The sequence below is a fragment of the Microbacterium sp. NPDC086615 genome (assembly GCF_040686055.1).
Classification (GTDB): Bacteria; Actinomycetota; Actinomycetes; order Actinomycetales; family Microbacteriaceae; genus Microbacterium.
Genome location: NZ_JBFBJJ010000002.1, coordinates 238,951 through 257,116, shown reverse-complemented (window position 1 = coordinate 257,116; position 18,166 = coordinate 238,951). Strand labels below are relative to the sequence as shown.

20 protein-coding genes are annotated in these 18,166 nt (G+C 69.4%); 16 read left to right on the top strand and 4 right to left on the bottom strand.

Going from position 1 to position 18,166, the window contains the following annotated elements:
* Positions 1-44: 44 nt before the first annotated feature.
* The 3 genes from AB0O24_RS03500 to lexA form a co-directional block, all read right to left on the bottom strand.
* Complete coding sequence (locus tag AB0O24_RS03500; protein ID WP_363372594.1) at positions 45-1,076, bottom strand: hypothetical protein; 1,032 nt, start codon at positions 1,074-1,076, stop codon at positions 45-47.
* Between the two features lie 27 nt (positions 1,077-1,103).
* On the bottom strand, positions 1,104-2,147 hold the full coding sequence (locus tag AB0O24_RS03495; protein ID WP_363372592.1) for a hypothetical protein: 1,044 nt from the start codon (positions 2,145-2,147) through the stop codon (positions 1,104-1,106).
* Between the two features lie 83 nt (positions 2,148-2,230).
* Positions 2,231-2,920, bottom strand: a complete 690-nt coding sequence (gene lexA / locus AB0O24_RS03490) for a transcriptional repressor LexA (protein ID WP_013583385.1) — start codon at positions 2,918-2,920, stop codon at positions 2,231-2,233.
* 258 nt (positions 2,921-3,178) lie between these two features.
* On the opposite strand from lexA, the gene AB0O24_RS03485 reads away from it, so the two are divergent.
* The 6 genes from AB0O24_RS03485 to AB0O24_RS03460 are packed head-to-tail and all read left to right on the top strand — an operon-like array spanning position 3,179 to position 7,507.
* Positions 3,179-3,529 carry a LysM peptidoglycan-binding domain-containing protein gene (locus tag AB0O24_RS03485; protein ID WP_275799175.1) on the top strand — a complete coding sequence of 117 codons (351 nt, stop codon included), beginning with the start codon at positions 3,179-3,181 and terminating at the stop codon, positions 3,527-3,529.
* Between the two features lie 39 nt (positions 3,530-3,568).
* On the top strand, positions 3,569-4,654 hold the full coding sequence (locus AB0O24_RS03480; protein ID WP_363372588.1) for a histidinol-phosphate transaminase: 1,086 nt from the start codon (positions 3,569-3,571) through the stop codon (positions 4,652-4,654).
* Positions 4,651-5,265 (top strand): imidazoleglycerol-phosphate dehydratase HisB, encoded by a 615-nt coding sequence (hisB, locus tag AB0O24_RS03475; RefSeq protein ID WP_058594902.1) that lies wholly within the window; start codon positions 4,651-4,653, stop codon positions 5,263-5,265. The genes AB0O24_RS03480 and hisB overlap by 4 nt, the downstream gene beginning before the upstream one ends.
* Positions 5,262-5,912, top strand: a complete 651-nt coding sequence (hisH, locus tag AB0O24_RS03470) for an imidazole glycerol phosphate synthase subunit HisH (protein WP_058615274.1) — start codon at positions 5,262-5,264, stop codon at positions 5,910-5,912. Before hisB ends, hisH begins: the two co-directional genes overlap by 4 nt.
* Positions 5,913-5,958: 46 nt before the next feature.
* Complete coding sequence (priA, locus tag AB0O24_RS03465; protein WP_058615273.1) at positions 5,959-6,705, top strand: bifunctional 1-(5-phosphoribosyl)-5-((5-phosphoribosylamino)methylideneamino)imidazole-4-carboxamide isomerase/phosphoribosylanthranilate isomerase PriA; 747 nt, start codon at positions 5,959-5,961, stop codon at positions 6,703-6,705.
* On the top strand, positions 6,689-7,507 hold the full coding sequence (locus tag AB0O24_RS03460; RefSeq protein ID WP_363372585.1) for an SseB family protein: 819 nt from the start codon (positions 6,689-6,691) through the stop codon (positions 7,505-7,507). The genes priA and AB0O24_RS03460 overlap by 17 nt, the downstream gene beginning before the upstream one ends.
* Before the next feature lie 257 nt (positions 7,508-7,764).
* On the opposite strand, the gene AB0O24_RS03455 is transcribed toward AB0O24_RS03460, so the two are convergent.
* Positions 7,765-8,181: a DUF1844 domain-containing protein gene (locus AB0O24_RS03455; protein ID WP_275799195.1), complete on the bottom strand. Its 417-nt coding sequence runs from the start codon at positions 8,179-8,181 to the stop codon at positions 7,765-7,767.
* A 183-nt stretch (positions 8,182-8,364) separates the two neighbouring features.
* Here AB0O24_RS03455 and infC point away from each other — a divergent pair, with 183 nt between their 5' ends.
* From infC to pheT, 10 genes are all read left to right on the top strand, one after another.
* Positions 8,365-9,063, top strand: coding sequence for a translation initiation factor IF-3 (infC, locus tag AB0O24_RS03450; protein WP_275799185.1), 699 nt, complete (start codon positions 8,365-8,367; stop codon positions 9,061-9,063).
* A gap of 48 nt (positions 9,064-9,111) precedes the next feature.
* On the top strand, positions 9,112-9,306 hold the full coding sequence (gene rpmI / locus AB0O24_RS03445; RefSeq protein WP_058232311.1) for a 50S ribosomal protein L35: 195 nt from the start codon (positions 9,112-9,114) through the stop codon (positions 9,304-9,306).
* A 29-nt stretch (positions 9,307-9,335) separates the two neighbouring features.
* Positions 9,336-9,719, top strand: coding sequence for a 50S ribosomal protein L20 (rplT, locus tag AB0O24_RS03440; RefSeq protein ID WP_013583374.1), 384 nt, complete (start codon positions 9,336-9,338; stop codon positions 9,717-9,719).
* 103 nt (positions 9,720-9,822) lie between these two features.
* The gene (locus AB0O24_RS03435) at positions 9,823-10,620 is read left to right on the top strand and encodes an RNA methyltransferase (protein ID WP_275799187.1); all 798 of its coding nucleotides are present in this window, start codon (positions 9,823-9,825) and stop codon (positions 10,618-10,620) included.
* An 88-nt stretch (positions 10,621-10,708) separates the two neighbouring features.
* The gene (locus AB0O24_RS03430; protein WP_275799189.1) at positions 10,709-11,470 is read left to right on the top strand and encodes an amino acid ABC transporter ATP-binding protein; all 762 of its coding nucleotides are present in this window, start codon (positions 10,709-10,711) and stop codon (positions 11,468-11,470) included.
* Between the two features lie 124 nt (positions 11,471-11,594).
* Complete coding sequence (locus AB0O24_RS03425; RefSeq protein WP_363372581.1) at positions 11,595-12,515, top strand: glutamate ABC transporter substrate-binding protein; 921 nt, start codon at positions 11,595-11,597, stop codon at positions 12,513-12,515.
* Positions 12,516-12,597: 82 nt separating this feature from the next.
* Positions 12,598-13,248 carry an amino acid ABC transporter permease gene (locus tag AB0O24_RS03420; RefSeq protein ID WP_275797748.1) on the top strand — a complete coding sequence of 217 codons (651 nt, stop codon included), beginning with the start codon at positions 12,598-12,600 and terminating at the stop codon, positions 13,246-13,248.
* Positions 13,245-14,159, top strand: coding sequence for an amino acid ABC transporter permease (locus AB0O24_RS03415; protein ID WP_275797713.1), 915 nt, complete (start codon positions 13,245-13,247; stop codon positions 14,157-14,159). The genes AB0O24_RS03420 and AB0O24_RS03415 overlap by 4 nt, the downstream gene beginning before the upstream one ends.
* Before the next feature lie 49 nt (positions 14,160-14,208).
* Positions 14,209-15,249, top strand: coding sequence for a phenylalanine--tRNA ligase subunit alpha (pheS, locus tag AB0O24_RS03410; RefSeq protein WP_307386939.1), 1,041 nt, complete (start codon positions 14,209-14,211; stop codon positions 15,247-15,249).
* Positions 15,249-17,759 carry a phenylalanine--tRNA ligase subunit beta gene (gene pheT, locus AB0O24_RS03405; RefSeq protein WP_275797717.1) on the top strand — a complete coding sequence of 837 codons (2,511 nt, stop codon included), beginning with the start codon at positions 15,249-15,251 and terminating at the stop codon, positions 17,757-17,759. Before pheS ends, pheT begins: the two co-directional genes overlap by 1 nt.
* Positions 17,760-18,166: the final 407 nt, after the last annotated feature.

The window sequence follows — 18,166 nt, the reverse complement described above, 5'->3', positions numbered from 1 at the left end:
GCATCCACTCTAAGGAGGGGCGCCGACACCCGTCTCGCCCGTCCTCACTGCGAGACGGTGCGCTTCTGCAGGCCCAGACTTCCCACCCAGTCGCGGATGACCTGGCGCTGCGCATCATCGCACGTGTAGCCGTAGCCCACGCTCACTTCCCAGTAGGAGGAGCTGTCGATGGGCACCACGTGGTCCAACGTCCATCCGTCGAGGAAGGTCAGCGCGTAGCAGTCCGCCATCGTCTCCGCATTCCCTCCGAAGGCGGTGAGCGCGGATGCCGTGGCTTCGGGGTTGGTGAACTGCAGCACGTGCGAGTACTCGTGGTACGCGACCCCGGTGCGCATCCAGTCCGTCAGTGTCGAGGTGTTGCGGGTGTCGCTGCTGACGTGGACGACGAAGGGATCCGCGCTCGAGACGCAGGCCATCGCCTCGAGGCCGCACGGGCGGTTGCTCTCGTCGTACGCCATGGTCACCCACCCGTGACCGAGCGAGTCGAGCGCGGCTTCCCACGGGCTCCCCGTCGCGTTCGTCGAGCCCACGGAGCGCGCGGCCTCCACGCGGTTGGCCAGCTTCGTCGTGAACATCTTGACGTCGGTGATGTCACGTTCCATCGTCACGACGCTCTCGCGGTGCGCCCAGGCGCTGTGGGCGAACCCCTCGACCTCGCTCCAGGACACGAGCGACGCGTACGGGAGGCCCACGAGCGGATCGATCGTCGCGTAGAGCTCCTGCATGGCCGCGCCGAACTGCTCCTTGCGATCGAGCTGCGCCCGCTGCTCCTCGAGCTCACGCTGCTGGTCGTTTATCTGCTGCTGTTGGTCCAGGATCTGCTGCTGGGATGCGGCGAGTTGCGCGCTGAGCCAGAAGAACCCCGCACTTGCGGCGACGACGAGCAGTGCGAGGCCCGAACCGAGGATGACGGTGCTCCGGCGGGGCCGCGACCGGGGGGGGGCGGGCGGGTGGTCCTCGCCGGGAGCGCGCGTCTCGGTGGGTGCCGGTGCCGGCTCGGCGGCACCGAGGGCGGTGGGTGCCGGGGCGTCACCCTCGGCGGAAGAAGGGTCGCCAGGGGCGGGGTTGGTAGACACGGGGCTCGCTTCCGATTGCGCTTTCGGTCATGGTAACGGCCGGATGCGGCCATCCGTCGTCGCCGCAAGATCGCCGGGCGTCGGCTTCGGATGCGCAGCTGTTCGGCCCGTGCGCCGTGCGACGATGACGCCCACCGCGAGGAGGAGGGCCCCCGCGCCGAAGACCACGCCGGACGACCCGACGAGTGACGTCAACAGTTGGCGGACGATGGCGGCGACGCCCGCGGGATCGAGACCGCCGGCGGCGGCCGTCCTGGCGACGACGGTGGGCGCCGCAGCCGCACCGATCAGAAGGACTCCGGAACCGACGACGATCGCCAGTCCGGTGCCGATGATCGCACGTCCCCGTCTCTGTTCGACGAGGGCCCCGCCCGCGAGGAGGACGACCGCCAAGGCGGGTAGCAGCACGCCCGCCGCGGTGGCGAGGGCGTAGCCGGCGCGCAACATGCGCAACGGCGCGCCGTCGCCGACGATGACCACGTGATCGACCCTCGGGATGAGAGCCGCCACGGGGGAGCCCTGCAGACTCAGTTCGTCGGTGATCGCCGACACCACCCCGCCGACCTGTACCCCGAGGTCGTCCGGAGTCAGCACGATGATGCCGCCGCCGTCCGACGTCGCTCCGAACACGAGAGCGCGGTGGGAGGTGTGCACCACCGCGGCCCAGACGCTCGAGAAGCGGTCCGAGTGGACCACTTCCGTCACGGCGCGCTCCGTGAGCGAACGCGCCGCCGCCGCGGTCGGGCGGCCGAGCAGCTCCAGCGCCCGCGCCGCAGCCGGTGGCGCTGCGGCGTCGGGCACGGACGCGTCCAGGGATGCCGTGATCGCGCTCGTCGCCTCGTCGATCACGAGGCTCTGCACTCGTGGGTCGGCGGCCAGGGGGGTGAGCGTCGCCGCGAAGGCATCCTCGTCGACGAGCTGAAGTCGCGCCCACGCCGCGACGAGGGCCAGAGGCACCGTGAGGACCGCGAAAGCCAGGAGAACGACGGATGCGACGGCACGGATCCTCAGCCGGGTCTTCGGTGTGGCGCTGCCGAGGATCGGCGCGAGGGAGAGGTGTCCGTCAGGCATGGCGTCATTGTGGCGGGTCGGGCCTTGCCGCGGAGACATCAAGGCGCACCGGACTCGCCACCGGGAGGCGCTGACGGAGGCTGTCAGACCGCGCGCAGCACCGCCACGACACGGCCGAGGACGACGGCTTCGTCGCCCAGGATCGGCTCGAACGCGCTGTTGCGGGGGAGGAGCCACGTGTGGCCGTCACGGCGGCGGAAGGTCTTGACCGTCGCCTCGCCGTCGAGCATCGCCGCGACGATCTCGCCGTTCTCGGCGGTCGCCTGCGAGCGCACGACCACCCAGTCGCCGTCGCAGATCGCGGCGTCGATCATCGAGTCCCCCGACACCTTGAGCATGAAGAGCTCCCCCTTGCCCACGAGCTGGCGGGGGAGGGGGAAGATCTCCTCCACCTGCTGGTCGGCCGTGATGGGAACCCCGGCGGCGATGCGTCCGACGAGAGGGACGAGGGCCGCGTCACCGAGCGCCGGCGCGGTGTCGGCCGGGTTCTCGGCGGCGGCACCGGGCAGGTCGATGAGCACCTCCATCGCGCGCGTCTTGCCCGGGTCGCGGCGCAGGTAGCCGCTGAGCTCGAGCTGATTCAGCTGGTGGGTGACGCTCGAGAGCGACTTCAGTCCGACCGCGTCGCCGATCTCGCGCATGCTCGGCGGGTAGCCGTGCCGCGCGATGGAGCGCTGGATCACCTCGAGGATCGCGAGCTGCTTGTCGCTGAGGTTCTTGCGCCGCCGGGTTTGCGGCCGTTCGCGGCCGGCGGCGGTCGTCGCGTCGGTCATCTGAGCTCCCCTCGCGCCGCGCATTCTGCGGCGGAAATTCGAATGTCGGAGGTTGGTGATGAGGTCTCCGTGTCGAAACCGTATCCGGTGGACGACCCGAATGACACGGAGCCTCACGCGTGTCGCGTTCGATTCGTCTGCGATCACAGCCGGTGTTGACACTCGAAAGTATCGAAGATAGATTCGGAATACAGATTCGCACCACCGCCCTCCCGGCCGAGGGTGGGGTGCGAATCTCTCCCCACCAAGGAGCACACCATGAGCAGCATCACCTTCACCGCCCCCACCACTCGCCTGCGTCTGACCGCACGTGGTCGCCGTGTCGTGGCGTTCCTCGCCGCGCTGCCCGTGGTGGTCGCTCTCGCCATCGCCGTCGTCGGAGGTGGGTCCGCGCTCGCGTCGAGCGAGAGCGGTGCCCCGAGCGGCTCGTTCGCCGAGATCACCGTGATGAGCGGCGAGACCCTCTGGTCGATCGCCGAAGACGTGGCTCCCGAGGCTGATCCCCGCGATGTCGTGGCGCAGATTTCGCGCCTGAACGCCCTCGACGGCGGAGCGGTCTCGGCGGGCCAGCGCATCGCCATCCCCACCGAGTACCTCGCCGCGCCCTGAGGCGTCGGCTGATCGTCGCGGCGGCCTACCATTGGTGGGGTGACTGTGCGCCTCGACGACCTCCCTCTTCGCGATGATCTCCGCGGGATGACGCCCTACGGCGCTCCGCAAGCGGCTCTGCCCGTGGCCCTCAACGTGAACGAGAACACGCACCCCGTTCCGGCGGAAGTGGCCGACGACATCCTGGATGCCGTCGCCCGGGCGCTGCGTGACGTCAACCGGTATCCCGACCGGGAGTTCACCGGGCTCCGTGAGGCCTTCGCCGGCTACCTCGGTCACGGCTTGACGCCCGAACAGATCTGGGCGGCCAACGGCTCGAACGAGGTGCTTCAACACGTCCTGCAAGCCTTCGGCGGGCCCGGACGGACGGCCATGGGCTTCGCGCCGACCTACTCGATGTACCCGATCCTCACGCGCGCGACCGGGGCGCGCTGGATCGCGGGAGAGCGCGCGCACGACTTCACGCTCAGCCCCGAGTCGGCCGCGGCCCAGGTACGGGAGCAGCGTCCCGACATCGTGTTCCTGTGCGCGCCGAACAACCCCACGGGGACGCCGCTTCGACTGGACGTCGTCGAGGCGGTCTACGACGCGACCGACGGGATCGTCATCGTCGATGAGGCGTACCAGGAGTTCGCGCCCCGCGACGAGCCGTCCGCCGTCACTCTGCTGCCCGGCCGTCCTCGACTCGTCATCTCGCGCACGATGAGCAAGGCCTTCGCCTTCGCCGGTGCACGCGTGGGTTACCTCGCCGCCGATCCGGCCTTCGTCGACGCCCTGCGCCTCGTGCGGCTCCCGTACCACCTGAGCGCCCTCACCCAGGCCGCGGCGACGGCGGCGCTCGGCCACGCCGACACCATGCTGTCGATGGTCGACGAGATCGTCGCTCAACGCGACCGGATCTCGGCCACGGTGTCGGCGCTCGGCTACTCGGCGCACGAATCGTGGACCAACTTCGTGCTCTTCGGCGGTGTCGACGACCCCGCCGCCACCTGGAAGGCGTTGTACGACCGCGGCGTCCTCATCCGCGACGTCGGCATCGCGCACCACCTGCGCGTCACGGCGGGCACGGCCGACGAGACCACCGCGTTCCTCGATGCCCTCGCCTCGGTAGGATCGCGGTCATGACCGGCCCCGCCACGCCCCGCACCGCTTCTCTCACACGCGAGACGAGCGAGTCGCACATCGAGCTCGAGCTCGACCTCGACGGACGCGGTGCCAGTGACATCCAGACCACGGTCCCGTTCTTCGATCACATGCTGACGGCGTTCGCCAAGCACTCGCTGACCGACCTCCGCGTGCGCGCCACCGGCGACACGCACATCGACGCACACCACACCGTCGAAGACACCTCGATCGTGCTCGGTCAGGCGATCCGTCAGGCACTCGGCGACAAGTCGGGCATCGCGCGGTACGGCGACGCCCTGGTTCCCCTGGACGAGGCGCTCGCTCAGGCGGTCGTCGACATCAGTGGCCGCCCCTACCTCGTGCACACGGGTGAGCCCGCGGGCTTCGAGCACCACCTGATCGGTGGTCACTTCACGGGCTCGCTGGTTCGGCACTCGTTCGAGGCGATCTCGATCCACGCGGGTCTCACGGTGCACGTGCGTGTCCTCGGGGGGCGTGATCCGCACCACATCGCCGAGGCCGAGTACAAGGCACTCGCGCGCGCGTTCCGCCAGGCGAAGGCGCTCGACCCGCTGGTCGACGGCATCCCGAGCACCAAGGGAGCACTGTGACATCCAGGCCGCTCGTCGCTGTCCTCGACTACGGTTCCGGCAACGTCCACTCCGCTGTCAAAGCCCTGATCGAGGCCGGTGCCGATGCGCGACTGACCTCCGACCGCTCTCTGCTCCTGGATGCCGACGGTTTGCTCGTCCCTGGTGTCGGCGCGTACAGCGCCGTGATGGGCGCGCTGAACGAGAGCCGCGGCGGCGAGATCATCGACCGCCGTCTCGCCGGCGGTCGCCCGGTGCTCGGTATCTGCGTGGGCATGCAGGTCATGTTCGAGCGCGGCATCGAGCGCGGGGCCGACACCGAGGGCCTGGGGGAGTGGCCGGGTACCGTGGCCGAGCTCGAGGCCCCGGTGCTCCCGCACATGGGGTGGAACACCGTGGCATCCGGAGCCGGTTCCCGCCTGTTCGACGGGATCGAGAACGAGCGCTTCTACTTCGTGCACTCCTACGCGGCGCAGGAGTGGTCGCTCGAGGTGACCCCGCCGTTCCCCGAGCCCGTTCTGACCTGGTGCACCTACGGGGCGCCGTTCCTCGCGGCGGTCGAGAACGGGCCGCTGTCGGCGACGCAGTTCCATCCCGAGAAGTCGGGCGAGGCCGGCATCCGGCTCCTTGCCAATTGGATCGACGGGCTGCGCACGACTACTGTGTGACCTCGTGCCCAGGCTCGGCGAGATGCGCCGACGGGCCCGAGGAGCCATGAACGATTTCGCGTCCACGCCCGAACTTGTGCTGCTTCCGGCGGTCGATGTCGCCGACGGCAAGGCCGTCCGCCTCACCCAGGGAGAGGCCGGTACCGAGACCAGCTACGGCGACCCCGTCGACGCCGCGGCGGACTTCGCACGCCAGGGCGCGCAGTGGATCCACCTCGTCGACCTCGACGCGGCTTTCGGTCGAGGCAGCAACGCGAACGTCATGCGCAAGGTCATCAAGCAGGTCAAGGGCGTGCAGGTCGAGCTCTCCGGCGGCATCCGCGACGACCGTTCGCTCGAAGCGGCACTCGAGAGCGGCGCGAGCCGCATCAACCTCGGCACCGCGGCGCTCGAGAACCCCGAGTGGGCAGCCGACGTCATCAACCGCTACGGCGAAGCGATCGCCGTCGGTCTCGACGTCCGCGGGACCACGCTCGCGGCGCGCGGCTGGACCCGCGACGGCGGCGACCTCTGGACCGTCCTCGACCGCCTCGAGGACGCCGGCTGCAGCCGCTACGTGGTCACCGACGTCACAAAGGACGGCACGCTCCGCGGCCCCAACATCGAGCTGCTGCGCGAGATGACGCAGCGCACGCCGAAGCCGATCGTCGCTTCGGGCGGCGTGTCGAGCCTCGACGACATCGCGGCGCTCCGCGAGCTCGTGCCGCTGGGCGTCGAGGGCGCGATCGTCGGCAAGGCGCTCTACGCGGGCCAGTTCACGCTGGCCGAGGCACTGGATGTCGCCGGACACTGACGATCCCCACGGCGCCCACGCGCACGGTGCCCACGCGCACGGCGCCCACGCGGATTCGGCCGGTGTCCCATGGGAGGGGCGCAGCTTCCAGGCCAATCCCCACTCGGGCGACGACGGCTCGGCCGACCCCGCGTTGTTGGCGGCCCTGCTCGCGTTCCGCGCGGGGGAGGGCGACGCACGCGCGGTGGTCGACGCCTACCGCGAAGCGCGCCTGCTGATCCCCCTCGTCGCCGAGAAAGGCGATCACGGCGTCGGGGCGCACGGACTCGCGGTCGACAAGACCCAAGAGCTGTCGATCGTGACGGTGGCGGCTCCCGACGGTCGCAAGGTGCTACCCGTGTTCACGTCCGTCGCGGCTCTTCAGACATGGGATGCCACGGCCCGCCCCGTCCCCGCGGACGGCCGCCGCACGGCCCTGGCCGCGGCGTCCGAGGACACCGAGCTCATCGTGGTCGACCCGGCCTCCGAAACGGAGTTCGTCCTGCGCCGCCCCGCGGTCTGGGCCATCGCGCAGGGCGAGCCGTGGGAGCCGGCGCACACGTCGCCGACGATCTTCACCGGACTGCAGGAGAGCATCTCGGGGGAGCTCGCTGTGCTCGATCTCGCGGTCGAATCGGGCGATCCAACGGGCCGCCTGCGCGGCCCCGAGCTGGTGGTGCATCTGCAGCTGATGTCGGGCCTCGAACAGGAGGAGCTGGATGCCGTGCTGGCGCGCATCGCGCGCCGCTGGTCGGCCGACGATCGCATCGCCGTGCTCGTCGACTCCCTCACGGTCAAGTTGCACCGCAGCTCCGACGCCTGACCCGCATAGCACTCCGACGGTGTGAGGGTCGCCCTCCGCGGTCCCGGTCCCTTCGACAGGCTCAGGGACCTCGGCTCCGGCAGACCACCCCACGGTCCACCGAGCCGCCCCTCTTCCCGCGGATGTCAGGGAGGAGCTGTCCTGCGGTGGCGCAGGGCGAAGGGATGCCATTCTCCCGAGGCAATCGGGGTAGGGGCCCTGCTCTTGCCTCGGGAGGATGGCATCCCGGAGTCCGGTACCTCCCCAGAACGAGCGACCTACGTGACGGGACCCGTCCACTTCTCGCCCGGACCCTTACCGATCGGGTCCTGAATGGTCGACGCCTCGCGGAACGCGAGCTGCAGCGACCGCAGCCCGTCGCGCAGGGAGCGCGCGTGCATGTCGCTGATCTCGGGGGCGCCGGCGGTGATGAGGCCGGCGAGGGCGTTGATGAGCTTGCGGGCCTCGTCGAGGTCGAGCTGCTGCGTCGGATCGTCGGCCAGGCCGGTCTTCACCGCCGCGGCGCTCATGAGGTGGACGGCGGCGGTCGTGATGACCTCGACGGCGGGGACGTCGGCGATGTCGCGGGTGGCCGAGGCCGCGGCGCGCTCCTGTTCCTCCCAGCGGGCGAGACGCTCGTCTTCGGCTCCGTGGCGGTGCGCGGAGTGGTCGTCGGCGGGCTGGTCGGAGGGGATCGTGTCCACGTGAATCTCTCTGCTAGACTATGGCGGGCTTCGGAGTGTCTCACTCCGTACGAAAGAGGATCACATCCCACCCGCGCTTGCCGCTCCAGGCTACCGGGTTCCCGCACTCCGCTCCGTTTCGCACGGGGTCGTCTGGGTGCAGAAGCCGGTGCTGACAGCGCCGTGCCGGGTGGCGTGTGTACTCCTCTTCGCCCGCGATTCGATCGGATCGCGGCGGCCACCACCCGCACACAAGAGGAGTTCCGCATCAGCGATCCCCGCACCAACGAGCGCATCCGAGTCCCGGAGGTCCGTCTCGTCGGACCCAACGGCGAGCAGGTCGGCATCGTCCGAATCGAAGCTGCGCTGCGCCTGGCCCAGGAAGCGGACCTCGACCTGGTCGAGGTTGCGCCGAGCTCGAAGCCTCCCGTGGTCAAGATCATGGATTACGGCAAGTTCAAGTACGAGGCCGCGCAGAAGGCCAAGGAAACGCGTCGTAACCAGGCCAACACGGTCCTCAAAGAGGTCCGGTTCCGCCTCAAGATCGAGGCTCACGACTACATCACCAAGCTCAAGCGCGCCGAGGGCTTCCTTCAGGCGGGCGACAAGGTGAAGGCGATGATCCTGTTCCGCGGTCGCGAGCAGTCGCGTCCCGAGCAGGGTGTGCGCCTGCTCCGCAAGTTCGCGGAAGATGTCGCCGAGTTCGGCACCGTCGAGTCCAACCCCACGATCGACGGCCGCAACATGGTGATGGTGGTCGCCCCGCACAAGAACAAGTCCGAGGTCAAGACCGAGCAGAACGCGCAGCGCGCGGCGAACCGCGAGGCGGCGCGCAGCGCTGCCCGTGGCGACTCGGCCCCGGAAGAAACGCCCAGCTCGGCCCCCGCCGAGTAAAGCTCCCCAGACTCCCGCTCCGTCGGGAACACCAACGAAGGAAGACAGATGCCGAAGCAGAAGACCCACTCGGGCGCCAAGAAGCGCTTCAAGCTGACCGGTAGCGGCAAGCTCATGAAGCAGCAGGCCGGCATGCGCCACAACCTCGAAGGCAAGGCCTCGAAGCGCACCCGCCGCCTGAACCAGGAGCAGGTCCTGGCCGCCGGTGACTCGAAGGTCGCCAAGAAGCTCCTCGGTCTCTGAGCGCCGACGCACGTTAGGAAGAAACAGAAATGGCTAGAGTCAAGCGGGCAGTAAACGCCCACAAGAAGCGTCGCGTCATCCTCGAGCGCGCCTCCGGTTACCGCGGTCAGCGTTCGCGCCTGTACCGCAAGGCCAAGGAGCAGGTCACCCACTCCCTGGTGTACGCGTACCGTGACCGTCGCAAGCGCAAGGGCGACTTCCGTCGTCTGTGGATCCAGCGCATCAACGCTGCGTCCCGCCAGAACGGCCTCACGTACAACCGCTTCATCCAGGGCCTCGGCCTCGCGGGTGTCCAGGTCGACCGTCGTATGCTCGCCGAGCTCGCCGTGAACGAGCCCGCCGTGTTCGCCTCGCTGGTTCAGACCGCGAAGGCGGCGCTGCCCAGCGACGTCAACGCTCCGAAGACCGCGTAAGACGCGTCCTCGCACCGAACGGGCGTCCTCTGCGGAGGGCGCCCGTTCGTCGTTTCCGCGCGGCATCCGGGGGTCTATGCCGCCCACGTCATACACTGAGGACGTGCTTGAGAACCCCCGTTCGCCGCGGGTGCGCGCCGTGGCCAAGCTCAGCAAGCGCGCCGCCCGTCAAGAGACCGGCCTCTTCCTCCTCGAGGGTCCGCAGGCCGCGCGCGAAGCCCTCGCGTGGGCTCCCGAGACCATGCTCGAGCTCTACGCGACCCCGACGGCTCTCGAGAAGCACACCGATGTGCGCGATGCCGCCGAGCGAGCGGGCGTCGACCTGCAGTACACGACCGAGGCGGTCCTGGATGCCATGGCCGACACGGTCACGCCCCAGGGCATCGTCGCGGTGGCCCGGCAGACTCCGACGGCGTTGAAGGACGTGCTCGCGGGCAACCCGCGCCTCATCGCGATCTGCGAGGAGGTGCGCGATCCCGGCAATCTCGGCACGATCATCCGCGCCGCGGACGCCGCTGGTGCCGATGCCGTCGTCCTCACGGGACGCACCGTCGATCCGTACAACCCGAAGGTCGTGCGATCGACCACCGGTTCGCTGTTCCACCTTCCCGTCGCGGTCGACCTCGATCTCGCCGACGTCGTGGCGCGAGCGCACGAGGCCGGGTTGCGCGTGGTCGCCGCCGATGTCGACGGCGACGACTTCCTGGCATCCCGAGACCTCCTGTCGGAGCCGACGGCATGGCTGTTCGGCAACGAGGCGCGGGGACTGGACGACACGGCGCTCGCTCACGCGGACCTGTCGTTGCGCCTGCCGATCTACGGCCGTGCCGAGTCTCTGAACCTCGCGACGGCCGCGAGCGTGTGCCTGTACGAGACCGCCTTCGCTCAGCGCGCGCGGTGACCCCGCGGGACGTTCCCGGCTGTTACAGAACGGTTAAGGCGTGCGCCAGAGGCTGGTCGGACGCACATCATCCTCATAGGGTGAACGCATGGCATCCGTTCCCCCGGCGGGCCCTGAGCCCCTTGTCGTCGTCTCCGATGTGCAGAAGCACTACGGCCAGTTTCAGGCGCTGAAAGACATCAATCTCACCGTCGACCGTGGTGAGGTCGTCGTCGTCATCGGTCCCTCCGGATCGGGTAAGTCGACGCTCTGCCGCACGATCAACCGCCTCGAGACGATCACGAGCGGGTCGATCACCATCGACGGTGCGCGCCTGCCCGAAGAGGGCAAGGCGCTCGCGAAGCTGCGTGCCGATGTCGGCATGGTCTTCCAGTCGTTCAACCTCTTCTCGCACCTGACGATCCTCGAGAACGTCACGCTCGGTCCCATCAAGGTCCGCAAGCTCAAGAAGGCGGATGCCGAGAAAGAGGCGCGGGCATTCCTGGAACGTGTGGGCGTCGGTCACCAGGCCGACAAGCTCCCCGCCCAGCTCTCGGGCGGTCAGCAGCAGCGTGTCGCGATCGCTCGCGCACTGGCGATGAAGCCGAAGGTCATGCTGTTCGACGAGCCGACTTCGGCCCTCGACCCCGAGATGATCAACGAAGTGCTTGACGTCATGGTCGGTCTCGCCAAGGACGGCATGACCATGATCGTCGTCACCCACGAGATGGGCTTCGCGCGAAAGGCCGCGAACCGGGTGGTCTTCATGGCCGACGGGCAGATCGTAGAGCAGGCGGCTCCCGAGCAGTTCTTCACGAACCCGCAGTCCGACCGTGCGAAGGACTTCCTCTCGAAGCTCATCACGCACTGATCGAAAAGGCGACGAACAAGGAGGTTCTCTCGCCCCAACTCGTGTCACCTTTCCCCCCCGGCCGACCCGAACGCGCCGTCACCGACCCCTTTCCGCACAGCACACGTAACCAAGGAGACATCACATGCGTAGAACTCGTACTCTCACGGGCCTCGGCGTCCTCGCCGCGAGCCTGCTCGCCCTGACGGCTTGCAACAGCGGCACCCCCGGCTCGCCCGATGCCGGATCCGACGGCGGCAGCAGCGACGCCCCGGTCTACGGCGCGGTCGCCACCGACGTCACCATCGAGAACAGCCCGACGTTCGACAAGATCAAGGCGGCCGACAAGGTCGTCATCGGCGTCAAGGAAGACCAGCCCGGCCTCGGCTACCTCGACCCCGTCACGGGCGAGCGCAAGGGCTTCGATGTCGACATCGCGCGGTGGATCGCCGCGTCGCTCGGATACGACCCGGCCGACAGTGCCAAGGTCGAGTACAAGGCGATCGCCTCGGCGAACCGCGAGCAGGCGATCATCAACGGTGACATCGACTACTACGTCGGCACCTACTCGATCACCGACAAGCGCAAGGAGCAGATCGCCTTCGCCGGGCCCTACTTCCTCACGGGCCAGGGCCTGCTCGTCGCCGCCGACAACGACACCATCACCGGCAAGGACTCGCTGACCGCCGACACCACGGTGTGCTCGGTCACCGGCTCGACGCCGATCCAGCGCATCCGCGAAGAGACACCCGCCAAGGTCGTCGAGTTCGACACCTACTCGCAGTGCGTCGAGAAGCTGAAGAACGGCGAGGTCGACGCGGTGACGACCGACGAGGCCATCCTTCTCGGCTACGCCGCTCAGGACCCCGACAACCTCAAGATCGCGGGCGAGCCCTTCAGCGAGGAGCGCTACGGCGTCGGCCTCGCCAAGGGCGACACCGCGTTCCAGGAGTTCGTGAACACCATGTTCACCGACGGCGGCTCCACCTGGGAGGCCATCTTCGAGAAGAACCTCGGCGCCTCGGGTGTCAAGGGCGAGCAGCCGGCGGTCGACCCCGTCAGCTGAGCCCCTCGTGCGGGCGGCGAGTGATCGCCGCCCGCACGCACTCCGCTCGATCGAACGACGAAAACAGAACGGACACCCTTCGGTGAATCAGATCTTCGACTACCCCGACCTGTGGGCGCAGGCGTTGTGGGGGACCGTCGTGCTCTTCCTGGGCGGCGGTCTGATCGCTCTCGTGTTGGGCTTCATCGTCGGGGCGATGCGGGTGTCGCCGATTCCGATCGCCCGCGCCGTGGGTGCGGTCTACGTGAACTGGATCCGCAACACCCCGCTGACGCTCGTGCTGTTCTTCTTCGCCTTCTGCGTCCCGCTGCTGATCGAGGTGCCGCGCGGGAGCTTTCTCGCCCTCGCCGTCTGCGGCCTCGGCATCTACACGGCGACGTACGTCGCCGAGACGATCCGCTCCGGCATCAACACCGTCCCCGTCGGACAGGCCGAAGCCGCCCGCGCCCTCGGCCTCGGTTTCGGCCAGGTCATGTCGCTCGTCGTCCTCCCGCAGGCGACGCGTTCGGTCATCCCGCCGATGATGAGCGTCTTCATCGCCCTGTTGAAGAACACCACCGTCGCGTCCGGCTTCTCGGTGGTCAACCTCGGCAACATCCGCGCCGTGATGAGTGAGAACGGCGAGAACCAGCTCATGACGATCATCCTGGTCATGGCCGTCTTCGTCCTCCTGGTGCTCGTGCTCTCGGCCCTGCAGCGCGCCGCCGAGAAGAAGTGGAAGGTCGCCCGATGAGCTCCTCCGTCCTCTACGACCTTCCGGGCCCCCGCGCCCGGATGCGCAACCGCATCCTCGGTGCGGCCACTCTGCTGCTCGTCGTCGCCGTCATCGGCTTCGTCGTCTGGCGCTTCCTCGACACCGGCCAGTTCTCGGCCACCAAGTGGAACGTCTTCACCTACACGGCGATCTGGGTGCGTTTCGGCGAGGCGACGCTGGCCACCCTCGCGGCCTTCGCGGCTGCCGCGGTCGGCGCCGTCGTGCTCGGGTTCATCCTCGCGATCGGGCGCATGTCCGATCACGCCTGGGTCCGGATGCCGGTCGGCTGGATCGTCGAACTGCTCCGGGCTGTCCCGGTGCTGATCTTCATGCTGCTGCTCTATTACGGTCTGCCCGTCATCGGGCTGAAGGTGTCGCCGTACTGGGCCGTCGTGATCGCGCTCATCGCCTACAACGGCTCGGTGCTCTCCGAGGTCATCCGCGCCGGTGTCGAGTCGCTCCCGCGCGGACAGAGCGAGGCCGGTTACGCCATCGGTCTCCGCAAGGCCGGAGTCATGCGGCTCGTCCTGCTGCCTCAGGCCATTCGCGCCATGCTGCCCGTGATCATCGCGCAGCTGGTCGTCACGCTGAAGGACACTGCGCTCGGCTTCATCATCACCTATCCCGAGCTGCTCTACTTCGCGCGTCAGCTCGGGTCGAACGGCGAGTACGGGTCGCCGCTCATCCCCGCCGCGATGGTGGCCAGCGTGATCTACGTCGCCATGTGCCTCGCGCTGTCGTACGCCGCCCACCGCGTCGAGATCGGTCTGCGCCGCTCGCCCAAGGCGACGCGCGTCGCCGGCGCCGAGCCTCCCGGGCAGACCGGAACCGACACCGAGCTGATCGTCGCGCAGCGCGGCCTCGGCAAGTACGACGCCTCCGGGCTCTGAGCATCGACGGGCGGGGGAGTGTCCCCGCCCGTCGGTAGACTCTCATCTCGTGTCCGACGCACCCGAGATCACCCCCGAGGCCGTCGCCTCCGCCGTCGATGCCGCGCTCGCGGCCATCGCCGCGGCCGCGACCACGGCCGACCTGAAAGCCGCCCGCTCCGCGCACACCGGTGAGCAGTCCGCCCTGGCGCGGCTGAACGCCCAGATGCGCCACGTCGCCCCCGACCAGAAGGCCGCGTTCGGCAAGCTCGTCGGCCAGGCCCGCGGCCAGGTCAACCAGGCGCTCGCCGCCCGTGAGACCGCGCTCGCCGAGGCCGAGACGGCCGCGAAGCTCGAGGCCGAGCGCATCGACGTCACCGCGCTGCCGCAGCGCGCGCGCGTCGGGGCACGGCATCCGATCTCGCTCCTGCAGGAGCAGGTCTCCGACATCTTCGTCGGCATGGGGTGGGAGATCGCCGAGGGTCCCGAGCTCGAGCACGAGTGGTTCAACTTCGACGCGCTGAACGTCGACCCCGATCACCCGGCGCGCACGATGCAGGACACCTTCTACGTCGATCCGGTCGCGCGGCACCTGGTGTTGCGTACCCAGACGTCACCCGTGCAGATGCGTTCGATGCTCGAGCGCGACATTCCGATCTATGTGCTGTCCCCGGGCCGCGTCTACCGCACCGACGAGTTCGACGCGACGCACCTCCCCGTCTTCACGCAGTTCGAGGGGCTCGTCATCGACAAGGGCATCACGATGGCCCACCTCAAGGGCACGCTCGACCACGCCGCGCGCGTGCTGTTCGGCCCCGAGGCGAAGACGCGTTTCCGCGCCAACTTCTTCCCCTTCACCGAGCCGAGCGCCGAGCTCGACCTGTGGCACCCCACCTTCAAGGGCGGGGCGCGCTGGATCGAGTGGGGCGGCTGCGGCATGGTGAACCCCAACGTCCTGCGCGCCGCCGGCATCGATCCCGAGGAGTACTCGGGCTTCGCGTTCGGCATGGGCATCGAGCGCACGCTCATGTTCCGCAGCGACGTGCAAGACATGCGCGACATGGCCGAGGGCGATGTCCGTTTCAGCGAGCAGTTCGGAATGGTGGTCTGATGCGCGTCCCGCTCTCCTGGTTGCGCGAGTACGTCGACGTGCCCGCGGATGCCACGGCCGACGATGTCCTCGCGGCTCTGGTCTCCGTCGGCTTCGAAGAAGAAGACGTTCACCGCTTCGAGCTCGCAGGCCCCATCGTCGTCGGCGAAGTGATCGAGTTCACGCCCGAGCCGCAGTCGAACGGCAAGACCATCCGCTGGTGCCAGGTCGACGTGGGCGACGAGCACGGCGGGGTGCGCGGCATCGTCTGCGGCGCGGGCAACTTCTTCCCCGGCGACAAGGTCGTGGTGACCCTTCCCGGCTCGGTGCTGCCCGGGCCGTTCCCGATCGCCGCACGCAAGACGTACGGCCACGTGTCCGACGGCATGATCGCCTCGGCGAAGGAGCTGGGGCTCGGCAGCGAGCACAGCGGCATCCTGCGTCTGGTCGACCTCGGGATCGACGCGCCGGTGGGGACGGATGCCATCGCCCTGCTGGGTCTGGACGACATCGCCGTCGAGATCAACGTGACGCCCGACCGCGGGTACGCGCTGTCGTTGCGCGGGGTGGCGCGCGAGTACTCGCACGCCACCGGCGCGGACTTCCGCGACCCGGGGACGGGGCACGACGACGCCGTCGCGCGGATTCCCTCGGGCTTCCCGATCGCGGTGGACGACCGCGCGCCGATCCGCGGACGTCAGGGCGCGACCGAGTTCGTCGCCCGCATCGTGCGCGACGTCGACCCGTCGCGTCCGACGCCGCCGTGGATGATCACGCGCCTGTCGCTCGCCGGCATCCGCTCGCTCGGTGTGCTGATCGACATCACCAACTACGTCATGCTCGAGCTCGGCCAGCCGATCCACGGCTACGACCTCGACCGTCTGCAGGGCGGCATCACGGTGCGCCGCGCTGAAGAGGGCGAGAAGCTCGAGACGCTCGACGGGCAGGTGCGCACCCTCAGTGCGGAAGACCTCCTCATCACCGACGAATCGGGACCGATCGGTCTCGCCGGCGTCATGGGCGGCGGCCCGACCGAGATGAGCGACGCGACCCGCAACGTGCTCATCGAGGCCGCGACCTTCGACCAGGTCTCGATCGCCCGCACCGCGCGTCGGCACAAGCTGCCCTCCGAAGCTTCGCGGCGTTTCGAGCGCGGTGTCGACCCGCTCGTTCCCTACGTCGCGGCCGAGCGTGTGGCCTCGCTGATGGTCGAGCTCGCGGGCGGCACGCTCGATACGGAGCTCGGGGGGGCGCTCGGCGCGCCCTACCGCCGTGACCCGATCACCCTCCCCGCGGGCTTCGTGTCGGGCCTGATCGGTGTCGAGTACACCGACGACGAGATCGTGTCGGCGCTGCGGCTCATCGGGTGCACGGTCGACGAGCGCGACGGCGGCTGGTCGGTGACGGCTCCCTCGTGGCGCCACGACCTCTCCGACAAGTGGACGCTGGCCGAAGAGGTGGCGCGCATCGAGGGCTACGACCGCATCCCGTCGGTGCTGCCCACGCCGCCCTCGGGTCGCGGCCTCACGTCCGCGCAGCAGGGGCGTCGCCGCGTGGCGAACGCGCTCGCGGCCGCCGGTTTCGTCGAGACGCCGTCGTTCCCCTTCACGACCGAGGAGCAGAACGCCCTCCACGGCTCGCCCTCGGGAGAGAAGCTGCCGAGCGTCAAGCTCGCGAACCCGCTCGACGGCCTCGCGCCGTTCCTGCGCCGGTCGCTCGTCCCGGCGATGCTGCAGGTCGCGCACCGCAACGTCTCGCGCGGCATCGTCGACCTGGCGCTGTTCGAGATCGGCACGGTGTTCCTCCCGAAACCCGGCGTGCAGTACGGCACTCCGTCTGTCCCGCCGCTCGCGGTGCGTCCGGACGCCGCGACGCTGACGGCTCTGGATGCCTCGATCCCTCCGCAGCGGCGGCACGTCGCCGTCCTGCTGACGGGACACACCGTCGCGAAGCAACCCGGCCAGGCGGCCGTCGCGGCCGACCTCGCCGACGCGGTCGACGCCGTGCGCGTGCTGGCCGGCGCGGCCGGGCTCGACATCGAGCTCGTCCAGGCGCAGCGCGCGGCCCTTCACCCCGGGCGCACCGCGCGTGTGCTGGCCGGCGGTGTCGACATCGGCTACGTCGGAGAGGTCCTGCCCACGGTCTCGGCGGACGCCGACCTGCCGGGGCGCGTGCTGGTCGCCGAGCTGGACCTCGACGCGATGCTCGATCTCGCTCAGTCGCGCGTCGTCGCGGCCTCCCTGTCGGGCTTCCCGGCGGCGACGCAGGACGTGTCGCTCGTGGTCCCCGTCGATGTCGCGGCCGGCGCCGTCCGTGCCGCGCTGCTCGAGGGGGGCGCTCCGCTCCTCGAGGGCACGCGTCTGGTCGACGACTACCGGGGTCCGGGCCTGGCCGAGGGAACGAAGAGCCTGACCTTCGCGCTGCGCTTCCGTGCCGACGATCGCACCCTCACCGCGGCGGAGGCCACCGAGGCCAAGCTCGCGGGGGTCGCGGTGGCCGCCGAGCGGTTCGGGGCGACGATCCGCGACTGACAGACGTCGAGACCGACGACGGGGCGGGGTGTCCGCGGCGGAGGCCGTGGCATCCCGCCCCTCGCGTACGCGGCCGTCCGTTCGCGCGTCGAGGCGCGCTTATGCTGAACGATGCGCAGGTTCACCTGCGACGTGGGCCTGCCCTCACCGCCGGTATAGGGGGCAGTCGGAAGCAACCAGCGATGAGGGCAGGACTCACAGCATATCCCCCTCTTGTCCCCCAAATGGGGGACAAGAGGGGGATTGCATGCCGTTCTCCCAGCGGAGCCCGCGCGGACCCGCATCCGCACGTGATTTGCCCTGGCCCCGACCGGGCCGATACCCTCGCCAGATGTCGTCGATCGCCGCGTTCAGCTCGGAGCTCTCCGTGAGCACCGCTGCGCTGCGCCGACGTCGGGTCGCACGCC